The 21,384-nt window shown below is 70.1% G+C and carries 18 protein-coding genes; 14 read left to right on the top strand and 4 right to left on the bottom strand.

Going from position 1 to position 21,384, the window contains the following annotated elements; genetic code table 11:
- The first annotated feature begins 84 nt into the window (after window positions 1-84).
- The 4 genes from PGB27_RS15830 (at window position 85) to PGB27_RS29445 (ending at window position 6,523) form a co-directional block, all read left to right on the top strand.
- Window positions 85-1,254 (top strand): glycosyltransferase, encoded by a 1,170-nt coding sequence (locus PGB27_RS15830; RefSeq protein ID WP_274201335.1) that lies wholly within the window; start codon window positions 85-87, stop codon window positions 1,252-1,254.
- Window positions 1,247-2,833, top strand: a complete 1,587-nt coding sequence (locus PGB27_RS15835) for a Wzz/FepE/Etk N-terminal domain-containing protein (protein WP_274201336.1) — start codon at window positions 1,247-1,249, stop codon at window positions 2,831-2,833. The genes PGB27_RS15830 and PGB27_RS15835 overlap by 8 nt, the downstream gene beginning before the upstream one ends.
- 20 nt (window positions 2,834-2,853) lie before the next feature.
- Window positions 2,854-4,239: an O-antigen ligase family protein gene (locus tag PGB27_RS15840; RefSeq protein WP_274201337.1), complete on the top strand. Its 1,386-nt coding sequence runs from the start codon at window positions 2,854-2,856 to the stop codon at window positions 4,237-4,239.
- 1,294 nt (window positions 4,240-5,533) lie between these two features.
- Entirely contained in the window at window positions 5,534-6,523 is a 990-nt protein-coding gene (locus tag PGB27_RS29445; RefSeq protein WP_408630082.1) for a glycosyltransferase family 2 protein, read from the top strand.
- A gap of 632 nt (window positions 6,524-7,155) precedes the next feature.
- Here PGB27_RS29445 and PGB27_RS15845 read toward each other — a convergent pair.
- Together PGB27_RS15845 and PGB27_RS15850 are read right to left on the bottom strand one after the other, a co-directional pair.
- Window positions 7,156-9,189, bottom strand: a complete 2,034-nt coding sequence (locus tag PGB27_RS15845; protein WP_274201338.1) for an HNH endonuclease signature motif containing protein — start codon at window positions 9,187-9,189, stop codon at window positions 7,156-7,158.
- Window positions 9,190-9,283: 94 nt separating this feature from the next.
- On the bottom strand, window positions 9,284-9,406 hold the full coding sequence (locus tag PGB27_RS15850) for a hypothetical protein (RefSeq protein WP_274201339.1): 123 nt from the start codon (window positions 9,404-9,406) through the stop codon (window positions 9,284-9,286).
- A gap of 586 nt (window positions 9,407-9,992) precedes the next feature.
- On the opposite strand from PGB27_RS15850, the gene PGB27_RS15855 reads away from it, so the two are divergent.
- The 7 genes from PGB27_RS15855 to PGB27_RS15885 all read left to right on the top strand — a co-directional run bounded on the left by PGB27_RS15855 (window position 9,993) and on the right by PGB27_RS15885 (window position 15,963).
- A complete protein-coding gene (locus PGB27_RS15855) occupies window positions 9,993-10,799 on the top strand; it encodes a peptidoglycan-binding domain-containing protein (RefSeq protein WP_274201340.1) in 807 nt (268 codons plus the stop codon).
- A gap of 174 nt (window positions 10,800-10,973) precedes the next feature.
- On the top strand, window positions 10,974-12,767 hold the full coding sequence (locus tag PGB27_RS15860; RefSeq protein WP_274201341.1) for a serine/threonine-protein kinase: 1,794 nt from the start codon (window positions 10,974-10,976) through the stop codon (window positions 12,765-12,767).
- A gap of 12 nt (window positions 12,768-12,779) precedes the next feature.
- Window positions 12,780-13,595 (top strand): FHA domain-containing protein, encoded by an 816-nt coding sequence (locus tag PGB27_RS15865; RefSeq protein WP_274201342.1) that lies wholly within the window; start codon window positions 12,780-12,782, stop codon window positions 13,593-13,595.
- 117 nt (window positions 13,596-13,712) lie between these two features.
- Window positions 13,713-14,366 (top strand): hypothetical protein, encoded by a 654-nt coding sequence (locus PGB27_RS15870; protein ID WP_274201343.1) that lies wholly within the window; start codon window positions 13,713-13,715, stop codon window positions 14,364-14,366.
- Complete coding sequence (locus PGB27_RS15875; RefSeq protein ID WP_274201344.1) at window positions 14,363-14,686, top strand: hypothetical protein; 324 nt, start codon at window positions 14,363-14,365, stop codon at window positions 14,684-14,686. Before PGB27_RS15870 ends, PGB27_RS15875 begins: the two co-directional genes overlap by 4 nt.
- A gap of 6 nt (window positions 14,687-14,692) precedes the next feature.
- Window positions 14,693-15,502 carry a WXG100-like domain-containing protein gene (locus tag PGB27_RS15880; protein ID WP_274201345.1) on the top strand — a complete coding sequence of 270 codons (810 nt, stop codon included), beginning with the start codon at window positions 14,693-14,695 and terminating at the stop codon, window positions 15,500-15,502.
- Window positions 15,499-15,963 carry a hypothetical protein gene (locus PGB27_RS15885; RefSeq protein ID WP_274201346.1) on the top strand — a complete coding sequence of 155 codons (465 nt, stop codon included), beginning with the start codon at window positions 15,499-15,501 and terminating at the stop codon, window positions 15,961-15,963. Before PGB27_RS15880 ends, PGB27_RS15885 begins: the two co-directional genes overlap by 4 nt.
- A 7-nt stretch (window positions 15,964-15,970) precedes the next feature.
- Here the strand turns inward: PGB27_RS15885 and PGB27_RS15890 are convergent, their stop codons facing one another.
- Complete coding sequence (locus PGB27_RS15890; RefSeq protein ID WP_274201347.1) at window positions 15,971-16,945, bottom strand: SGNH/GDSL hydrolase family protein; 975 nt, start codon at window positions 16,943-16,945, stop codon at window positions 15,971-15,973.
- Between the two features lie 245 nt (window positions 16,946-17,190).
- On the opposite strand from PGB27_RS15890, the gene PGB27_RS15895 reads away from it, so the two are divergent.
- The 3 genes from PGB27_RS15895 (at window position 17,191) to PGB27_RS15905 (ending at window position 20,522) form a co-directional block, all read left to right on the top strand.
- The gene (locus tag PGB27_RS15895; protein ID WP_274201348.1) at window positions 17,191-17,373 is read left to right on the top strand and encodes a hypothetical protein; all 183 of its coding nucleotides are present in this window, start codon (window positions 17,191-17,193) and stop codon (window positions 17,371-17,373) included.
- Between the two features lie 150 nt (window positions 17,374-17,523).
- Entirely contained in the window at window positions 17,524-18,279 is a 756-nt protein-coding gene (locus PGB27_RS15900; protein WP_274201349.1) for a hypothetical protein, read from the top strand.
- On the top strand, window positions 18,276-20,522 hold the full coding sequence (locus tag PGB27_RS15905) for a bifunctional polysaccharide deacetylase/glycosyltransferase family 2 protein (RefSeq protein WP_408630076.1): 2,247 nt from the start codon (window positions 18,276-18,278) through the stop codon (window positions 20,520-20,522). Before PGB27_RS15900 ends, PGB27_RS15905 begins: the two co-directional genes overlap by 4 nt.
- Here the strand turns inward: PGB27_RS15905 and PGB27_RS15910 are convergent.
- Complete coding sequence (locus PGB27_RS15910; RefSeq protein ID WP_274201350.1) at window positions 20,509-21,315, bottom strand: chitosanase; 807 nt, start codon at window positions 21,313-21,315, stop codon at window positions 20,509-20,511. The two genes, PGB27_RS15905 and PGB27_RS15910, sit on opposite strands and share 14 nt — an antisense overlap.
- Window positions 21,316-21,384 lie beyond the last annotated feature (69 nt).

The raw sequence follows: 21,384 nt of genomic DNA on the forward strand, positions 1-21,384 counted from the left end.
GGACACGAAGATCATTGCTCGTACGTTGTCGGAAGCGGTACTCGCAAAAGACCGATAAAATAATCTGGCTGTTAGGAGGCCTGCGTGGCTCGTGCCGTCGTCGTCGCCCATGACTGGACAATCAAATATGCAGGTTCCGAGAGGGTAGTTGAACAACTGCTCGAACTGTACCCCGATGCGCCTCTGATAACCTCAGTCGCCGCTGATCCGCCGCTGCCCTTTCTCCAGAATCGTCAGGTGCGCAAGTCGCCGCTGCAGCGCGCGCCCCGCGCGTCCAAGAACTACGAGTACTACCTCCCAGTGATGCCCCTCGCGTGGCGCATGGTCGGACAAGTATCCGAAGTCGACGCAGTCGTAAGCAGCAGTCATGCGTGCGCACACGCCATTCGAGTGCACCCGCATGTTCCTCAATTGAACTATTGTCATACGCCGATGCGCTACGCGTGGGATTTCGAGAGTGAGAAGCACAGATTTCCCGTCGGATCGCGAAGCCTTGCCAAGCAGCTGATGCGTGCCTTCCGGCGGTGGGACAGACGGAAGGCTCAGACCGTAACAAAGTATGTAGCGAACTCGAGCGCAGTGGCTACACGGATAGAGAAATTCTACGGTCGCGCTGCAAGTGTTATTCATCCGCCCGTTGACGTGGACTACTTCTCGCCGACGACCGGCTCCAAGATTCATGAGCCGTACTTCCTTTACGTCGGACGGCTCGTCTCGTACAAGCGTGCAGATCTCGCGGTAGAGGCGTTCGCCGATCTACCGTACCGCTTGGTGGTCGTAGGCGAAGGGCACCTCAGTGCGCGGCTTCGGGCTACCGCAACCCCCAATGTGTCATTTCGAGGAGGTGTTTCGAAATCAGAGTTGAGAGAGCTCTATCGTCATGCGACGGCGCTGGTCTTCCCTGCAGACGAGGATTTCGGCATCACAATGGCAGAAGCGATCGCCTGCGGCACCCCGGTGATCTCGCTCGCCCGAGGCGGAGCCCTCGATATTGTTGAACCAGGTCAGAATGGTTGGCTGATGGAGCGCCCGACTTCTAGCGCGCTGGCGCACCTAGCGAGGGTCGCTGTCGAGAGCAGCCTACCAGCGACTGAAGTTAGTAGTTCGTCTCAACGATTTGCACCAGCTGTCTTCAAAGAGAAGATGGCGGCGGCAGTAGAAGAGATGATCGCGGGGTACCGGCGGGGGGCAAGCATCGGTGCGCCGAGGTCGGGCGGGCCACCCGCGAGGTGGGAGGTGCAGGCGGATGCCTGACAATGGACCCTCACGTGTAGCACCTCCAACTGCCGACGGCACCGGCCGAAGGAGCCCTCGTCACGGCGCGACGGATAGCCCTACGCAGCAGCTTGGGCCCATTGACGGCACCGCCCGCGCGCCCGGCTTTCTGGCCGAGCGGTATATCCCAGACAGCACCGACCGACGTTTCAAGCCTGTAACTGTAAGCGACGTCGCTCGTCGGTGGCGGACGGTCTTGGCATGCGCACTTGTTGCCCTACTTGCTGGGACCGCCTACCTAGTGCTTGCGGGTCCAGGTTACACATCTCGGGCGAGCCTCTTGTTGGCTTCGACCAACCCCTCGGAGTCGTCCGGCCAGGAGACGAGGGCCGACCTCGAGACGGAGTCGCGAGTGGTGGTCTCCGAGCCGATCCTTGCCGCGGCGGGCCGAGGGGTAGGCGCCGACTTCAGGGAACTCGCCGACTCTGTCGAAGCAACGCCGATCACCAACACTCGAATACTGCAGCTCACCGTGAGGGGGCCCACGCCCGAAGAGGCGATGCTCCGGACGGAGGCCATACTCAACATCTATAGGTCTGAGCGAGTCAAGGCGCAGCAGACCGAGATTGACCAGTACCGAGAATACGTTGCTCAAGAGTTGGCCAGGAACCAACAAGCGCGGGACAACGCGAGAGTGAATGCGGGCACACAATCAACCTTGGATGCTCAGCGGTCTCAGCTCCTGACGGACCTCAGTATTGTCGAGGGGGCGGCCCGCTCTAGGACGGGCGGTGTCTCCGTTATCGATCCTCCACAGGCTCCTTCATCGTTCTCGTTCTACCTACTAGCGGCCATACAGAGTATGCTGGCAGCAGGAATTGGCGGTGTGATCGGTGTCGCCATTATTGTTGCACGACTCTCCACGAGTATGTTCGTCGAGACGGAGCGTCAGCTCAGTAGCGTCGTAGGTCTTCCGGTCCTCGCGCGCGTCGATAGAAGCGAGCTGACAAAAAAGTGCGAAGATCAAGGTGAAGAGCCGTCGAATGTCCTCGATTCGAAGGGCTTGGATGCCGTTCGACGAGCTCTCACTTTAGCCAGGTCCCGTACGCATGTTCTTTGCAGCGTTGGTGAGACGAACGTAAACAGACTAGCGGCGCTGAATGTGGCGCTCGGCACGGCGGCTCGCGGCCGCTCGGTCGTCTTGTTCACGACAATGAACTTTCCTGAAGCCGACGAGATGCTGAATGCGGAGAACGCACCCGCTGCTGGACTTGCCGGCTTGAGTCGAGGCTGGACCAGTGTCCGTGAGATTGCGCTACCTCCTGAGCGAACCTCCGTCGCGAACCTTTGGTTCGTACCGAGGAATCCGGACGACGACAATGTTGCGTTGCTCGCGGTGCCCGAAATTCAGCAGGCCTTCTTGGAGTGCTCGCGATGGTGGGGTGTCTGCTACATAGCGTGCGTAGCCGAAGATCTACCACTGCTGGGAGACGCAGCTAAGGCGGTGGTCCTACTCGTTGACCTAGGCAGCACCGACGAAGCGGCGCTCCGGGAGACCGTCCGTGGACATCACGCAGCTGGACACGAACTGGTCGGATTCGTTGTGGCCGAAGGTTAGCATTGACAGTACCGCAGGACGTGAGCAGCAACTACGGCCAAGGCAACTGCGCGGGTCGTGATGTGCTGCAGTCGAAGTCGACGTTGTCCGAGAAGCCGTGGGACGCTGCTCTCTTGACGAAAGCGCGGCGAGGTCTGCCGTTCCTGGCGGCCGCCCTTGCGGGTGTGGTGTCGTCGATCTCTGCCCTTGGGGCACTCGTACTTGGAGTAGGGCTGTCCACGATACTCGTCGGAGTGTTCTGGCCCGGGATGCTCGCGGCGCTGGTTCTACCGGTCGCGTTCTTGACCTATCGGGTCGGCCCGGAGTCGCTCAGCATCAGTGTCGCCGACTTGGCTCTGTTGGTCGTGCTGGCAACTCTAGCTACGCGGGTTGCCGTGGTGCGTGGCTTGACCCTACTCTGGCTGGTACTTAGCTTGTACCTGGCTCTAATGGCTGCTCCGGTGCTTGCGCATCCAACGCTGGGCGCGATAGCGGAATATGCCCACCGAGTATTCTTAGTTGTCGGTTCTGTCCTGGCTGGCGCGATTTGCGCCAACCGACGGGGCCAGATTGTCGCGCTTCGCCTCTTCATCCTGGTAGCGGTTACCTTTTCGATTGCGGCGGATGTACAAGCATTCTCTTTGGAAGGTGGGCCAGCGTATCCCCTTGGCGTCACCAAGAATCATGCAGGCGGGTTGATCTCTATTGGGATTCTCCTGCTCCTGCTCCTGCCGAGGATGTTGCCTCGAGCACCGAGGCTATTGGCTCTCGGCGTTCTGTTCAGCGGACTGCTGTCCACCCAAGCGCGCGCGGGGATCATCGCGTTGGCAGTTGGAGTCGCCTACGTATGCGTGGTCAGTGCTGCTCAGCGTCGCCGACTGATGTTTCCCCTTATAGGGGGCGGGATTCTTGCGGTCACGTCCGTTCTGTCGTTGGAAGCGGAACAAGAGGTTCCGGCGGATGTGTCCCTGAGCTCAACAACCGAACGACTGTCGTACTGGGAGCACGCCCTTGGCGACTGGAGTCGAGCGCCCTTTCTTGGGAACGGGTTGAAGTACTACTTGGACCCAGAGGTTAACTTCCCGGTGCCATTCACCGAGGAGTTTCCAGATGGCGGTCCACCTAATCCCCATAACATCCTGGTCCAGACCTTAGCTGAATCGGGAGTGGTAGGCCTGCTAGCTTTCGTGGGGCTCGTCATCGGAGTAGTTGGTGTCGTTCGCCGTGGGAAAGGTGAATATGCTCTGGCGGCAGAAGCCACTCTGTTGGCGACCGTCTTCATGGGTGCCTTCGATATATTCTGGCTCGCTGGTAGGACGGTTGTTCCTTTCTTCCTAGTTGGCGTGGCGCTATCGCACCCAATTGGACTCGGACGTACTCCGCACGCGGATGACCGTACGCAGAGGACGTGGAAGAGTGCCTCCTGAAGCGCCCTCTGGAGTGAGGCGGGCCAGCTGGATGCTGGTGGATCAGGTAGCCTCGAGCTTCACGAACTTCCTCGCTTCTATCTCAGTCGCCCGCTTGGCAACGACTTCCGAGTTCGGTTCGTTTAGTGTTGCCTTTGCCGTCATTTACGCGCTCCTAGAGTTGCTCCGGCCGCTGGCGCTGGAACCGCTCCTGGTCAGGTTCAGCGGAGCAGCCGGTGACGACCTTCGCCGGGCCTGCAGAGGCGCGATCAGTACGGGCGTCGGTGTGGGCCTGGGCGGGTCACTGGTTCTGTTGATCTGCGCCACGCTGGCAGGTCCCACCTTGTCGAGCTACTTGCTCGTCGGGGGTTTCGCAGTCTTGGTCGTTCTGGTTCAAGACTCGTGCCGGTTCTGCTTAGTTGCAGCGGGACGTACAAGGGCGGCCGCCTTTAATGATGGTCTGTGGGCGATTCTTGCACTTGCTGGCGTCGTCAGCGTCTGGGCTGCCGGCTGGGGACCAGTGAGTGCCATGTTGGCCTGGGCTACTGGAGGTGCAGTCAGCGCAGTTGTAGGGCTTCTACAGACAGGCGTATGGCCAAGCTTCGCTAGTTGCGTTCAGTGGCTGCGATCCAACCGCCATCTGGCGCCACGTTTTGTGCTCGAGTACCTCCTCGACGCTGGGGGGCTTCAACTGGTCTTGCTTCTTGTGGGTGTGATCGGCGGGCTGGCTGCGCTGGGCGCGCTAAATGGCGCTAGGCTTCTACTAGGTCCGGTCGGCATTCTCTTCCTAGCGATGTCTGGCTTCGCGATAAGTGAGGGTGCGAAGTCTCGCGACACTGGAGATCATCGGCTAGTGAAGAAGCTTGGTGGACTAGCTGGCCTACTAGCGGTGCTCCCCATAGCATGGAGCCTGGTTTTGATTGCTCTCCCACCTGCCGCAGGCGCCGCGATTCTGGGAGATACGTTCGCTTCAGCCCGTGAGATACTCCTGATCCTTGCGCTCTATTGGGCTGCGCGAGGTGCGTTGCTAGGGGCGAAGATCGCGTTTCGCGTATCTGGAAGCGCGCGAACTAGTCTTCGTGTCATGGCGATCTCGTCTCCCGTCGTTGCGGTTGCGAGTGTTGGCGGGGCCCTTGTGGCTGGCGGTCTCGGGGCGGTCGTTGGTCTCGCGGGCGCTTCGACTGTGAGCGCGATCTACTCGCTGAGCAAGGTGAGGTCTCAGTTTCCACCTTGCTTGGGCGGGAGCGGTCGGGAGCCGCTGTCACGTAGCGACGGGCTGAACTGAGGAGGGAGAACTTTGGTGGCTGATGTTGACGTGTCGGTAATCGTACCAACCTACAACCGAAAGGCGGCGCTCAAGGCCTGCCTGCGATCGCTTGATGAGCAAACGGTCGCGGCTACTTTTGAAGTGGTTGTAGTTGACGACGGTTCTACCGATGGTACTGTCGCGTCACTCGTAGGATACGAGTCTCGCTTCGAGCTGTATGTCATTGCAGCCGAGCATCTTGGACCTTCTAACGCTCGCAACCTCGGTATCTCGAAAGCTAGGGGTAGGATTCTGGCGTTCACCGAGGATGATGTCGTGGTTGGGCCTGAGTGGCTAGAGCGCTCTCTGCGGTATATCGATTCGGGTGCGGACGTTGTAGATGGTCGGACCGTATACGTCGGCACCGACCGCTCCGTCCGCAGGTTCGAGGATGACGCTACGAGGCCGCCGGCATTCATCCCTTGCAATCTGGTTCTTCGTCGCCAAGTCTATGACGCTGTGGGCGGGTACGATCCAGCCTTCTTTGACAGCGTCCGCGGTCTCTATTTTCGTGAAGATAGCGATTTTGCTTTTAGAGTTTTAGATGCGGGATTCGATGTGCGAGTGGCGCCAGACGTCGTCGTCGAGCATCCGGTTCAATTTGTTAGCTTCCGCGATGCAACCCGGCACACGAGGCGATACGAGCTTGATGCGCTACTTCACAAGAAGCATCGAGTGCGCTATCGGCGGTCGATAGAGATGCGAAATCTGGGAAGGTTTACTATCCCTCGCCCGATGCACTATGTGTGTCTTATCTACGGTTTGAGCATCCTCTCTGCCGTCGTGTCGACTATACTGGGACGTGGTCGGAGTACGATTACATGTGCGGTACTTGCCTGGGGGTGCTCGACCCTTTATAGATTTCGCTATCAAGGCCCGCGCGCGCTGCGGCCCCGATTCGACCGCGAGTCTGCTGGCTTCCTGGTGCTCCCCGGGGTGTACTTGTACTCGATCTGCCGCGGAGCTCTGCGCTATAGGTCTTTCGGCGTTCTTCGGTAGAGGGCTAGACCGCGTTGCGGCTGGTCGAGCCCTGAGGGAGAGCCTGCAAATGGGCGCCTGCATCTCGTGCTGGCTCCTCAAACCACAAGGCTGCTAAAGTGGACGAGATTCGGCGTATTGCTGCTTTGCGTCAGACTAGACCCCGTAGGCTCTCGCTCTCAGGTAGCTCTTATCGTGTCAGTCGTCCTTCCCAGCAGGGGCTTCGCGGCCAGCATGGGTACGGCCTCGTTGTGTCGCTTCCCTACTAGGCGCCGAAAGACACGTTGTGGTAGGTGGTTCGCAGCCGCACGCAGCGCATCTTCAGGGCGGCAACAGGAACGGCTGAGAGAGCAGATTGAGTCGGGACCGAGATTGGCGGGTGGAAGCTCAAGCATGGACGTCTGGAGGCCGATGAGGAGGTTCATCGGGGGAGGTAGGCAATGGGTTGTGCGCGCGGACCGGGACGTGTTGCGGGCGTAAGGCTTCACACTGGTTGGCGACGGCCTGTTAGCGCAGGTCGTTGAGGTTGTTCTGAGGACCGGCTCGTCGCGCCGTCCTCTCCGAGCCGGCGCGGTGGCAGTGGCGCCGGGGGCGTCCGGTGAGGTCCGCGCGGAGGCCGAGGCTTCGTCGCGGCGCGTTGGGCGGCCTCACTGTCAGAAGGGCGGCTCGTCCGGGAGGTCGGTGCGCGACGTCCGGGCTCGCGGCGCGCGCTGCAGGGTTGTGGCGGCCTTCGGCGCGACCTTGGTGAGCCAGTCGGGGTCGGGTGGCTCGGGGTGGTCGTCCCACCCGTCGTCTGGCAGGGGTCGCGGTTGCGCGGTCGGGCAGGGCGTGGGCAGGGGCTCGAGGACGCGGCGGGGCGCGGTGGTGTGGGTGACGCCAGCGCGGGTGCGGATGACGAAGCGACCGGGCGCGGGCTGGCGGACCCGCCAGCCGCCGTGGTGCTTGGCGCGGTGGTGGTGTTGGCACCAGGCGCCGAGGTTCCACGTCGCGGTGGGCCCGCCGACGGCGTGGTCGCGGGTGTGGTCGAGGTCGGCGCGGTGGGCGGACCGGCGGCACGCGGGCGCGACGCAGTGGCGATCGCGGGTGCGGGTCCAGCGGTCGACCTCGACGCCGGGGCGTCGTCGGGCCCATTCGTCGAGGCCGGCGTCGGCGTCGGGTGGGCGGCCAGGTCGGTCGTGGTCGTGGCGGCCGCGCTCGGCGAGACGCTGCTGGAGCTCGGTGAGCAGCGGCGCCCAGACGCCGTGGTCGTCGGGGCGCAGGCCGGCGAGCACCGTCGTCGGGACCTGGAGCTCCACGATCGCGGCGGTGCGTCGACTGCCGTGCCCCCGCGTCCGGTGCCGGCCGCGGGGGCCGGGATGTCGCGCGGGGCGGCGGCGGGCGAGCAGGACCTGGTCGAGCCGGCCGTCGGGGTCGGTGAGCACGACGCGCCACTCGCCGTGGCGGTGGCCCCACAGCAGCGCGCGGGCGTCGTGGGGGAGGACCGCGCCGTAGCCGGTGACGCTGCCCGGGAGCTCGTCGAGCCCGAGCGCGGTGGTGAGGCGCAACCGGACCTCGACGGAGCCCTGACGCAGACAGCCCGGCGTGCGGTCGAGGGCCGCAGGTGGCATCGCGGGCCCGGGCGGCTCCGGATCGTCCGGGAGGCCGGGCAGCTCGAGTCGACCCTGCCCGGGCGTCGGGCGGCGGGACGAATCGGCAGGAGCGTCGTCGGCAGCGGGGCCAGCGTCTCCGTCGGGGTCGAGGGGCCCGTCGTCGGGGCTGTCGCCCGGCCCATCGTCCGGGTCGTGGCCGGGGTCGTCGTCGGGCCCGTCCTTGTCGTCGCCGCCCTCGTCGTCGGACGGCTCGGCGGGCCGATCCTCCGTGGGGGACGGCTCCGCGTGGTACTCGGCGGCGAGCAGGAGCGCGATGTCGCGGTCGGTCATGCCGGCGGTGGAGCCGTCGAGCAGCCGCATCCCGACCTGGAGGCGCAGCGCCCCGATCGGCGTGAGCACCCCGAGGTGGCGCACCGCCGCGGCGAGCGCGTCGATGCGCGCCTGGGAAGCGATGCCGTCGGGGGTGGGCGCGTCGCAGAAGGACAGGTTCGCGGTGCCCGACGGGTTGGGCGACAGCAGCACCCTCGCCCGCGACTCGGCGCGCTTGCGGCGCCGCTCGGCCCAGTCGGGATCGAGGGCGAGCACGACCTGCTCGAGACGCTCGCGCAGCGCGCCCACCGGTAGCTCCGGCGCCTCGGGCAGCACGAGGCGGCAGGCGGCGTGGGCGTGGTCGTCGGACAGGTCGCTGGTCCACTCGCAGAACGTGCGGGCCTTGGGCTCGTCGATGCGGCCCTCGTGGAGCGCGTCGCCGACCTCGGGCAGGCGGACCAGCAGGTCGTCGGCCAGGTCGAGCTTGCGCGCCGACATCGTGCGTGACCAGCCCAGCAGCCCCGAGACCTCGTCGCCGGAGAACTCGTCGAGCCCGGAGCGCCGCTCGGTGCGCGCGGCCTCGGCGCGACCCAGGTGGTGCAGCGCCTCGAGCAGCTGCGCGGTGGCCCGGCTCTGCAGCTGCCAGCGGGCGCGCACGTAGGCCGCGAGGTCTTCCCCCGTGAGCGACGCCGGCGCGACCTCGTCGAGCCGGTCGACCAGCCGCGCGTCGAGCGCGCACTCCGGCAGCTCGGCCGCCAGGCCGGGCCGCAGGTCGTGGTCGATGCTCACGTCGATGACGGTAGAGCCCACCCCCGACAACGTTGTTGATCACAGATCGCGGTGGTGACCGGCGGCGGGGAGACCGCCGGCCGGCGGCCGGGCGTCACCGCCCGACCGCCGGGGAGGCGTCCGGACCGCACACGTCGGCGGTGCGGACCTCGACCTTGCCGACCCGCACGTCGCCGTCGCGGTGCACGACGACACCGCCGGTGATGGTGCGGGCCACGTCGTCGCATTCAGCCCCGACCCCCACCGCGATGGGGGCCGGAGCCGGTCCCGGCTCCGCCTCGGGGGCCGCCACGAGCACGAGCCCGGCGACGATCCCGACCCGGCCAGCGCCGCGGCGGCGCCCAGGAGGACCTCCCGGGAGAGGGAACGACGCGCGTCGGCCACCACGGCCCGCCACGGCCCGCGATCCAGCGGGGCGGCGATGGCCTCGGTCCTGACCGCGTCCGGGCCCGGCACGGCGTGGACGGGACCGACGGCGTGGCCCGGCACGAAGGTGTCGGCGGTGTGCAGCGAGCCGGCCCGGACGTGATCCATGATGGGTCCCCCTCCGCCCGAGTCCGGGCGTTCCTGTGGAGACCCGATCGGCCTCCGTCGGGGAGGAACGCTAGGCAGCGGATCCGCCGCGACCCATCCCCGAGCGTGGGGGTGGTCGGTGCTCGGCCGGCGATCCGGCGGTGCGTACGGGAGGGGCCTGACCAGCGATTCCTCTCGTCGGCAACCCCTGGGCTCGGGGGTCGTCCCGGACCCGCCCGATGACCACAGTCCGTCGCGTCGCACCACTCCGACCGCGAAGGCAGGTCACCATGTCCGCGATCACCAGCACGAGACTCGCCCGAGGGATCGTCGCCGCCGTCACCGCCGCGCTGCTCGTCGGCGGTGCCGGCCCGGCCGCCGCCGACGACACCGAGAACAGGAGCTACCCCGGCTGCCCTCTCCTGCTCGAGGGCCAGACGAGCAGCTGCGTCGAGAGGCTGCAGCGCGACCTCAACGCCGTCGACCCCGACTACGCACTGCCCGAGACCGGGTTCTTCGGACCGGCGACGCGGACGGCCGTGCTGGACTTCCAGGGTTGGCGCCGACTGCCCGCGGACGGCAACGTCGGGGGTCTCACGGCGGACGCCCTGGCGCGGGAGGTCGGCGAGCCCGGGGAGGCCGGACCTACCGAGCCGCCGCCGGACTCGTGCCGGGAGGGCGACCGGGACCAGGCGACCGAGCTCGCGGATCGAGGGTTCACCACGGTCCGGGAGCAGACCCTGCGGGGCGGCGCCTACGACGGGCTCACGGTGTCGGTCCGGGCGTCGGACACGATGCCTGGCTGCGCCTGGGGCCTGATCTCCGCGCAGGACGACCCGCTCAGCCTCGAGGTGCACGAGGTCTGGGTGGACCGGTCCCTCGACGGCGGCGCCACGTGGGAGCAGCAGCCGGAGACGACCACGCAACTGTTCTCCGGGGTGACACACACCGGGGTGTACGACGCCACCGGGCCCGTGTCGATCCGCGTGTGCGGCGTGAGCTACCACCAGCCGCTGAGCGCGCCGTCGGGGGAGCCGCAGTACGAGGTCCCGGACCAGAGCCCGTACGTCTGCACCGGCTGGTGGACCCAGGGCTGAGGCACCGAGACCGTCGGGTCGCGCCAGGGCCGCGAACGCCTGGATCGATGCTCCGTTCGACTGACTTCGGTCGGACGATGCGCGTGACCCTCCGTTGTGGCTAACGGCGACACCGAGATGGGCGATGCCCCCGCGGACACCGGTTCGGAACCGACGCCGCGGGGGGCGCACACCATGGAGAACGAGCCGTTCGGCGACTACGTCCTGCAGGAGCTGCTGGGACGCGGCGGCATGGGCGAGGTGTTCCGGGCCTACGACACGAAGCGCAAGCGCACCGTGGCCCTCAAGCGCCTCCCGGCCGTCCTAGCCCGGGACGACACGTTCCGCCGGCGATTCCGCACGGAGTCCGAGGTCGCCGCGCGCCTGAACGACCCGCACGTCCTCCCGATCCACAACTTCGGCGAGATCGACGGGCGGCTGTTCATCGACATGCGTCTGGTCGCGGGCTCCGACCTCGCCGCGCTGCTGAGCCGCCGCGGACCCCTCGAGCCGGCGGTGGCGGTCGACGTGCTCGCTCAGGTCGCGAGTGCGCTCGACGCCGCGCACCGGGACGAGCTGGTCCACCGCGACGTGAAGCCGTCGAACGTGCTCCTCGTCCTCGACGAGGCGGATTCCGAGATCGGCTTCGCCTACCTCACCGACTTCGGCGTCGCCCAGGTCGGCGGGGAGGACACCTCGCTGAGCACCACGAACGCAGTGGCCGGGACCCTCGACTACATCGCGCCCGAGCGGTTCACCAGCCGCCGGGCGGGCCACCGCGCCGACATCTACTCCCTCGGCTGCGTCCTGTACGAGATGCTCACCGGCGACCGGCCGTTCCCGGTGCAGAGCCTCCCCGAGGCCCTGCACGCGCACATCTACCTCCCGCCGCCGAAGCCGTCGGACGCCGTGCCCGGCGTGCCGGCGGGGTTGGACGCCGTCGTGGCCCGCGCCATGGCGAAGTCGCCCGACGACCGCTACCCGACCTGCGCCGCCATGGCGGCGGACGCGCGCGCCGCGCTCGCCGGCCGGCAGGTCGAGGACGGTGTCGGACCGGCGGTCCTCCCGGAGGCGCTCATCCCGACGGCCGACCCGGCGCCGGCTGACGTGCGAGCGGCCGCCGCGCCCTCGACGCTGCCCCCCGCGAGCGGAGCAGAACCCGAGGACGCGAGGGGTATCGAGCAGGACGCCGCGGGGCCGGGGCTCGGCGCCACCCCCGCCGCGGCCGCCTCGACGGGCGACGCCGCACCCGCACCGAAGCCGGCGGTGTCGCCCGACGCGCCGACGGCCCGACCGCCGATGGCACCCGCCGCGCCCCCACAGCCACCGGCGCCGGTGTCCCCCGCGCGCCCGCGGCGCCGGCCGCTCGCGACGGCGGCCGCGGCCCTCGGAGCGGCGGCGGCCATCACCGCCGCCGTCGTCGTCGTCGACTACGTCGCCTCGCCCGGGGAGAGCCGCGCCGACACCGTGACGGCGGAGGTCGCGCCGGCGCCGGCGTCGGTGCCGGCAGCGCCGGTGGCGGCGCCCATCCCTGCCGTCGACGGGGTCTTCGCCGGCCGGACCAGCAACAACGAAATCACCGTCGCCGTCGCCACGAGGAACGGCCAGGTGGCCGCCTACATCTGTGACGGCGAGTCCGTCGAGGCATGGCTGGACGGTGACATCCAGAACCGCGAGGTCCGCCTCCGCAACGCCAAGGGCGCCGTGCTCTCCGGAACGGTCACCGACGAGGCCGCCTTCGGGACGATGACCGTCGGTGGTCGCACGCTGCCGTTCTCCGCCCAACTGGCACCCGCGCCGGCCGGCCTCTACGAGGCGCGGTCGGAGAACACCCGCACCGGCTGGATCGTGCTGGCCGACGGCTCGCAGGTCGGGCTGAGCCAGACCAACGGGGTCTCGACGCCGGCACCGGCGCTCGACCCGGCGACCGGGACCGCGCAGGGTCCGAACGGGCCGATCCAGGCGGTCGCGCTGACCGGCGCCGAGTGAGGCGGCCGACCCGTGACCGCTGAGCCCCTCGTCGGGGATGCCCTGGCGCGCGTGGCGGGCACCGACGGCCACAGCGCGGTGCTGACCGCCCGTCGCCACCTCACCATCGGCCGCGACGCCGGCTGCGACATCAGCTTCCCGCAGGAGGCGCGGCTGTCACGCCGAGCCGTGCACCTCTCCTGGAACGGGTTCGGGGTCGTCATCGCCAACGTCAGCCGCACCCACGGTCTGACCGTGACCGCCGCCGCCACGACCGCCCGCCTGCCCAGCCGGTCGGCGTCCGGACCCACCACCGGCTTCTTCCTCGCGAGTGGCACGGCCACCATCGCCGGGCCGTCCTGGCCGGGCTCGCCGTTCCTCGTGACCGTCGAGGTGGGTGGGGGTGAGGTCGCCGCCGGCAGCGCGCTCAACGTGGCCCTCTCCACGACGCACCAACCGTTCCGCCTGAGGACCGACACCAAGGAGTTCCTCACGGCGCTGATGCTCTGCCGACCGCGGCTGGAGGATGCGGCGGCCGCCGTGACGCCGCTGCCGGTCCCTCAGCTCACCCGGCAGATCCTCGAGGTCACGAACAGCTGGCACCTGGTGCGCGAGTTCGATGTCGACGAGTCGGTGCGCAAGACGCTGACCGGTCGCGTCCACGAGCACCTCAAGGGGCTGCGGGCGAAGGTGCTGCGCCACGGCCTGGTACCCGAGGGCACCGCCCTGTCGCCCGCCGCGCTCGTCGAGGTCCTGGTCGCGAGCGAGGCGCTCACGCCGGTGCACCTCGAACTGCTCACCGACGACGCGTGGCTCGAGTGGCAGGAGTCCCAGTGGTGGGAGAGGTGAAGACGGCCCCACGGCTTTAGCGCGAGACCGTCGACGACTTCGCGCGATCGGGTCTCCCGGAGATCGTCCTTGTGTCACGCTCCGGGCGACCCTGTGACGCGCGGGAGGGGGAGGTGCGTGGACGAGCGGCGGTGGGGCTGTGCGGGGCTGAGCGACGAGGAGTTCGAGCAGTTCGCCGTGTCGGCTCCGTCGCGGCCTGCTCCGGTTGCCTCGAGGTCCCGGACCGACGTCGTCCACGTCGAGCTCGACCCGGTGCGCGTGGCCGTGGTCCAGGACTGGCAGGCCACGGTTGACCCGCGTCGGTTGGGCGGCGAGGTCGTCGTGGCGACGGGGCGGGCGGTGGCGCGGGCGCTGGAGCAGAGCCGGCACGCCCCGCCGACCCCGCCGATGGAGCCAACCGCTCCCGACCTCGCCCCCTGGCAGGGCTCGCTCGCGCGCCTGCTCGCCGAGGCTCGTCGAGACCGCGACCGGTACACGGCCGCGGCGGCGTCGTTGGCGCACCGGGTGGTGATGCGGAGAAGCGCGGGCGGGCACGTGGCCGGGACCGCGGGGGGCGGGGTGGTCACCGCGGTGGAGGTCGACGTGGCGTGGGCCGGCGGCGCCCAGGTGCGCGACCTCGAGCACGAGCTCACCGACGTGCTCGCCGGGCTGCGTCGGGACGCCGTACCCGAGGCGCTGCGTCACGCACCGTCGCACCCGGCGGCGGTCGCGCTCCGGCAGCTCGCGGCGGACCCCGCCCTGCTCGTCCGGGCGGCCGGGATGCGGCCGTGACCTCCCCCGAGGAGGGCGTCGACGTCGAGCTCGAGGCGCTGCGCGCCGACGCGGCGGTGTGGCGCGGCGCCGCCGGCGAGCTCGAGCGACGCCGACCGCACGTGCAGGGGATGCTCGTCGCGCCGGCGGCGTTCTCGCTCTGGGGAGTCGACGCGGGCCTCGACCGGACCTACGAGGAGGTCCGCGCCCGGATGGAGGCGCTGCTCGACCAGGGCGGGCAGACCTTCTCGGCGCTCGCCGACACCCTCACCGCCGCCGCGGACACGTACGACCGCGAGGACGCGGCGGGCGCGCACCGGTTCCGCGCGGGCGACGGGTAGGTCGCGGTGACGGTCGTCGACGACGCGCGCGCCGAGTTCGAGGAGCTCCGGCGGGGGATCCGCGAGTTCTTCGCCGCGGTCGACGACGCCCTGCGCGAGGCCGCAGTCGCCCCCGTCGGCACTCCGGGCAGCCCGGGCGGGCCGGTGTTGATCTCGCCCGAGCTGATGGAGGCGATCCGCCAGGGGGTCCGGGACATCCAGGCGCAGGTGCAGCCGCTGCTCGACCGCGTCCAGCAGCTCGTCGACCAGCCCGGCGACCCCGAGCGGCTGCGCCAGGCGGCGATGGGCTGGCAGGTCATCGGCAACGACCTCGGCACGACGGCGGGCACCGTCGGTCTCGACCGGATGCGCGCGACCATCGAGTGGGAGGGCAGTGCCGCGGCGGCCTACCAGGCCCTCGTGCCGCGGCAGGGCGCCCAGCTGACCGCGATGAAGGCCCAGTGCCTCGCCCTGGCGACGTCGCTGAACGCCCTCGCCGACCAGATCGAGGCGTTCTGGTTGGCGATCGTCGCCGCGCTCGTCCTCCTGGGCTTCACCTTCGCCGCGGCGGTCGTGGCGGCGGTGTCCGTCGTCGGCATCCCGGCGGCCATCGGCGCCCTGCTCATCGCCGTCACGGGTGGTGCCTCGGCGATCGCGATCGCCGTCCAGCAGCTGAACGCCATGACCGATCGCATCGCGACCGAGCAGCGGGCCATGGCGCAGTCGCTCCACGACGTCGGCGCCACCTGGCCCGCGCCGAACCCGACGGCCTCCGCGGCGATGGCCGACGCGAGCGTCACCGACGGCGACGGCGCGGAGTGGAGGCCGAACCGGTGATCGCTCCCGAGGAGGAGTGGGAGTGGGTCGGCGAGCACCGGTCCGGGCGCATCCGTGCCGTGGCGGCCGTCGTCGCCGTGGTCACCGGGGTGGCCGCCGTCGTCACCGTCGTGCTGCTGCTCCGGGCCTACGGTCGGATGCCGACCTTCTCGTCGTACCCGCCCGGCCCGCTGTACCTGGTCTTCGGGCTCTTCGCCCCGTTCGCCCTGCTGATCTCCGCGTACGGGGCGCTCCTGCTCCGGCGGTGGGCGCGGGAGGGCTTCCTCCTGCCGAGCGGGGTGGTCCGTGCGCGGCGCGGCTCGATCGCCTGCGTCCTCGCCGGCCTCCTCGCCCTGGGCGGGACCACCCTGGTGACCCGTCCGCCGTTCGACGACCTCGCGCTGGTCACCCTGCCGGCGGTCGTCATCACCGTCCTCCTGGCGGTGCTGTACGCCCCGCTGCTCCGTCGCCCTCGCGATTAGGGCTGCGTCACGGACCGCCGACCGCGAGCGGGGCGTCCGGGGTGCGGACCGGCTCGCGGAGGCCGAGCTCCTCGGCGGCCCGGTCGGCCATGGCCTGCTCGCCGAGGGCGTTGGGGTGCACGACGACGGGGTTGGTGCCGGCGACCGCGGGCTCGACCCAGCGGGTGCCGATCGGCTGGCAGGCGTCGTGGCCCTGGGACGCCGCGGTGACGTCGACGTAGGTCACGTCGGTGGCCTCGGCGGCGCGGCGGACGGCGTCGTTGAGGGTGGCCTGGATGTCGTTGATGTACGGGACGTCGCCGCGCGCGACGGGCATGACCGGGTAGCAGCCGTCCTCCTCGGGGAGGATCTGCAGGTAGCCCGCGATCGCGATCCGCGCGTCGGGCGCCGCGGCCTTGACCGTCTCGAGCGCCTCGACCAGCGACGGGTACGTGACGTCCTCGATGGTGTCGGTGAACCGGTCGCCGTTCTGCTCCTCGCAGGGGTTGCCCCTACCGAGGGTCAGTGCCGCCGCGGTCGTGCAGGCCTGGATGGTGCCGATGAAGACGCCGCTGTCGTTGCCGCCGATCGTCATCGTCACGACGTCGGTCGACGTCGAGAGCGCCTCCACCTGCGGCGGGACGCCGGGGTACTGGGCCTCGGTGAAATGCCGGGTCTCGGCCGCGCCGCAGGAGACGTCGGTGAAGGCGTCGCTCTCGATGCCCCAGCGCGCGGCGAGGACGTGGCCCCAGTTGCGGGCCGACTGCAGGCACTGCGGCGGCGCGCCGGGCGCGGGCGGCAGGACGCCGCTCCCGGCGCTGTAGCTGTCGCCCATGTTGACGTACTCGACGACGCCGGTCCCGCCGCCGTTGCCGCCACCACCGCCGCCGCCTCCGGGACCGTCGCCGTTGTCCGCGAGCGCGGCCGGGAGGCCGAGAGCCGTCAGGCCGACCGCGGCGACCAACGTGACGAGTCCGCGCCGCAGGGGTCCGATCGGTGCCACCGTGTGCCCTTCCGCCGGCCCGGTTCACCGTCGGCGCGGCGCGATCGCGCCGCCGGAGGGCCGTCTGTGATCCGGACAACGAGCGGATCACGCGGACGTCACGCGATCGGAGTACGACTGAGGGGGTTTCGGGTCGGGGGCGCGGCGTCGGCGTGGCGGACACGGCGGGTCGCGGCCCGTAGGCCAAGGTGACTCGACCGCGGTCGCGCTCGTGCGCCGGGGACGCCGTCGAGGTGAGGAGTGGCATGCGCCAACGCCGCGGTCTCTCGTTGGGGACCGTTCTCTACCTGATCATCGGTGTGGTCGTGGCCCTGTCCAACGGCTACGGGATCACCGACTTCTCCTCCTTGCTGTCCTTCCTCCTGGCCATGTTCCTGTGGCCCCTCGTCCTGCTCGGGATCGACCTCAACATCAATCTCGGGGCCTGAGCGTCACCGGTCCGCCGTCCCATGACGGTCGGATCACCCGAACGAGTGGCTACTTCTCCGTAGCAATCCGTCATTCCGATGACGATGAGTGGTCGAGCGAGACCCACACGGGGTCCGACCGCTCAGTGCTTCGGTGGACGGGGGATGGCCATGAGCGAGGCAGAACGCCCGCGCGGACCGGTGTTCGTGGACGCGACGGGACGGCGCCGCCGCGGGGTGACGGTGATCGGCTACCTCGGGGCCTCGGCGGCCACCGCGTACCTCGCGGCCTTCGGGATCACGCTCGGCTCGAGTGCCGGGTCGCTGCACACGACCGGCGCGGCGCTGACGCCGAGCCCGGCCACCGTGGACGAGGGCGTCGACGACGCGTCCGATGAGCCGATCGAGGGCGCCGGGCCTGTGGTCGAGGTGGCGGACACGCAGGACCACGGGTCGCGCCCGGTGCCGCACCGCGAGCGGGACGCGGCCGACCGCGTCGTCGCCGCGCCGGCTCGGTCCTCGCTGGTGCCGCTGCGGGACGTCACGCCGCGGGCGGCGGCGGGCGCGCCCCGGCCGGCGGCCGCCCCCGCGCCCGCGGTTCAGCCCCGGCCGAGCGCCGCTTCGACGCCGGGCACGACGGGCGGCTCGACCGCCGGCGGCACCGGCACGCCGTCGGGCGGGCCGTCCTCGGGCGGGTCGTCCCCGGGCGGCACGACCACGGGCGGCGGCGCCTCCAGCGGCGGCAGCACGGGCAGCGCGACCGGCGGCAGCACGGGTGGCACGACCGACGGCGCGACCGGTGGCGGGACTCCGTCCACGGGCACCCCGACGCCCGGAACCACGGGCACCGGGAGCACCACCACCCCGACGCCCAGCACCACGGTGACCGACCCGGCCACCGCCGACGTGCTCGCCATCGGGGCGTGAGCGTGTCCCGTCACCGCTCCGCGGCACCTCCCGCCCGCGGCCTCCCGCCGGTGCGCCACCCGCACCGCGCCCCGACGACCGACTCCGGATGGCGCCGGCTCCGTCCCCGCCCCGCCGTGCTGTTCGTCGTGGTCGCGCTGTTGATGTTCGGCTCACTGCTGCTGGTGCACGGGCTCGCCCGGTCGCAGGTCGGGGTCGACGCCACCGGTGCGCACCAGGGCACGCGGGCCCACGACGAGGTCCCGGCGGCGATCACCGACGGCGGGCCGGTCGTCGACGCCCGCGGCGAGACGCCGGTGAGCGCGCGGATGCCGGCGCGCACGATCTCGCTGACCTTCGACGACGGCCCCGACCCGACGTGGACCCCGCAGGTCCTCGAGGTGCTGCGCCGCCACCAGGTGCCCGCGACCTTCTTCGTCGTCGGCTCGATGGCCGCCCAGCACCCCGACCTGCTGCGCGACATCCGCGCGGCCGGCTCCGAGGTCGGCGTGCACACCTTCACCCACCCCGACCTGTCCGCGGCGTCGGACCTGCGCATCGACCGCGAGCTCTCCGAGACCCAGCTCGTGCTGGCCGGCGCGCTGGGGGAGTCGAGCTACCTGCTGCGCCCGCCGTACTCGTCGACCGCCGACGCGGTGGACAACGACGCCCTGCGCTCTTACCGCGCGGCCGGCGCCGACGGCTACGTCACCGTCCTCTCCGACGTCGACAGCCGCGACTGGGAGCGGCCCGGAGTCGACGCCATCGTCCGCAACTCGACCCCGGCGCACGGCGCGGGCGGGATCGTGCTGCTGCACGACGCGGGCGGCGACCGGTCCCAGACCGTGGCCGCCCTCGACCGCCTCATCCCGGAGCTCAAGGCGCAGGGCTACCGGTTCGCCACCCCGGAGGCCGCGGTCGGCCTGCCGCTCGACAACCAGCCCGTCAGCACCGTCGACCACCTCCTGGGCAGCGTCCTCATCGGCCTGGTCGCGATCGCCGGGGTCGTCGTCGACGCCCTGACGTGGCTGCTGGTCGTGGTCGGCGTCCTCGTCGTCGCGCGGCTGGTGCTGATGCTCGTCGTCGCCGTCCGCCACCACCGTCGCCGGCACCGGCCCGGGTTCTCGTGGGGGCCGCCGGTGACCGCGCCGGTGTCGGTGATCGTCCCGGCCTACAACGAGAAGGAGAACATCGCCGCGACCGTGCGCTCGCTGGTCGCCTCGACGCACCGGGTCGAGGTGATCGTCGTCGACGACGGCAGCACCGACGGCACCGCGGAGATCGTCGAGGGGCTGCGGCTACCGGCCGTGCGGGTGATCCGGCAGGTCAACGGCGGCAAGCCGGCGGCGCTGAACACGGGCATCGCGCACGCGCGCCACGAGCTCATCGTCATGATCGACGGCGACACCGTCTTCGCGCCGGAGACCGTCGGGCGGCTCGTGCAGCCGTTCGCGGACCCGGCGGTGGGGGCGGTCGCGGGCAACGCCAAGGTCGCGAACCGCGGCGGGCTGCTCGCGCGCTGGCAGCACATCGAGTACGTCATGGGCTTCAACGTCGACCGCCGCGTCTACGACGTCCTGCGCTGCATGCCGACGGTCCCGGGCGCGATCGGGGCGTTCCGGCGGCGGGTGCTGCTCGAGGTCGGCGGGGTCAGCGACGACACCCTCGCCGAGGACACCGACCTCACGATGGCGATCTGCCGCGGCGGCTGGCGCGTGGTCTACGAGGAGACCGCGAAGGCCTGGACCGAGGCGCCCGCGACCCTCGGCCAGCTGTGGCGACAGCGCTACCGGTGGAGCTACGGGACGATGCAGTCGATGTGGAAGCACCGGCGCGCGGTGCTCGAGTCGGGCGCCTCGGGTCGCTTCGGGCGCGCGGGGCTGGGGCACCTCGCGGTGTTCCAGGTGCTGCTGCCGCTGCTCGCGCCGCTGGTGGACATCTTCCTGGTCTACGGGCTGCTCTTCCTCGACCCCGTGACGACGCTGGTGGCGTGGTCGGCGGTGCTCGGGGTGCAGCTCGCGGCGGCGGTGATCGCCTTCCGTCTCGAGCGCGAGCCGCTGGGGGTGCTGTGGCTGCTGCCGCTGCAGCAGATCGTCTACCGGCAGCTGATGTACGCGGTGGTGATCCGGTCGGTCGTGACGGCGGCGGGCGGCATCCGGCTGGGGTGGCAGAAGCTGCGGCGCGTGGGCGGGCTCGAGGTGCACCTGGCGTCGCCGCCGCCGGAGCGCCCTCCTCAGCAGCTCGTGGTGCTCAGGCGAGGCTGAACCGATCGCCGGCGAAGTCCCACGTCAGGGGCGTGTCCAGGTCGAAGCGCCGCTCGCGCAGCAGCGTCTCGAGGGTGTCGACGCGGGGGATCGACTCCCGCCACACCTCGGTGGTCTCCTCGTTCGCCGGGTCCTGCAGGTGGGCGCGGCGGACCTCGAGGAACCGGCCGAGCCAGGTGGCGGGGTCGGGCTGGGCGCCGGTCTCGGTGATCAGCGCCTGGAGACCGTCCGGGCCGCCCCGCCCGTGCTGCACGGCGGTGTCGAGCACGACGAGCTGGCCCAGGCCGGTGACCTGTCCCGCGCCGCGCGCCAGGTCCAGGGCGGGGCGGAAGTAGAGGTCGTCGTAGATCGCGTCCTGGGCCTGGTCGAGCCGCGGGTCGGTCTGCGACGTCGAGCGCCACACGTCCTCGAAGCCGTCGAGCCCCCGCGTGCTCGAGCCGCCCCCGGCGGCGTCGATGCGCTCGAGCGGTCGCACGAACCGGGTCAGCGGCGTCGCCCCGCCGGCGCTCGCCTCGTAGCGCCGCACCACGAGCAGGAGGTCGTGGGTGCCGCTGGTGAACCCGGCGCGGCCCGCCGTGATGCCCCGGCCGTCGCCGAGGCGCTGGGCCTGCGCGTAGGGGAGGTCGACCGTCGAGTTCTCGAACGTGCTGATGACGGCGTCGGCGACCCGGCGGCGCTGGGGGTCGAGGAGCCCCTCGGGGCGGGCGGCGACCGCGTCCGGGGTGCTGCAGGCACCCAGGGCCACCGCCGCCAGCGCGCTCCCGACCAGGAAGCCGCGGCGGTTCGTCCTCACGCGGGGACCCGCTCGATCACCGGCGACACCGTAGGCCATCGAAGGGAGCAGCGGGAGCCGCGGGGTCGA

Source organism: Actinomycetospora lemnae, from assembly GCF_028737315.1.
GTDB lineage: Bacteria > Actinomycetota > Actinomycetes > Mycobacteriales > Pseudonocardiaceae > Actinomycetospora > Actinomycetospora lemnae.

Bases quoted from the DNA above. Each gene is read 5' to 3' on its own strand.
- PGB27_RS15835 (WP_274201336.1), top strand. From the start codon at position 1,247: ATGCCTGACAATGGACCCTCACGTGTAGCACCTCCAACTGCCGACGGC.
- PGB27_RS15855 (WP_274201340.1), top strand. From the start codon at position 9,993: ATGTCCGCGATCACCAGCACGAGACTCGCCCGAGGGATCGTCGCCGCC.
- PGB27_RS15860 (WP_274201341.1), top strand. From the start codon at position 10,974: ATGGAGAACGAGCCGTTCGGCGACTACGTCCTGCAGGAGCTGCTGGGA.
- PGB27_RS15895 (WP_274201348.1), top strand. From the start codon at position 17,191: ATGCGCCAACGCCGCGGTCTCTCGTTGGGGACCGTTCTCTACCTGATC.
- PGB27_RS15900 (WP_274201349.1), top strand. From the start codon at position 17,524: ATGAGCGAGGCAGAACGCCCGCGCGGACCGGTGTTCGTGGACGCGACG.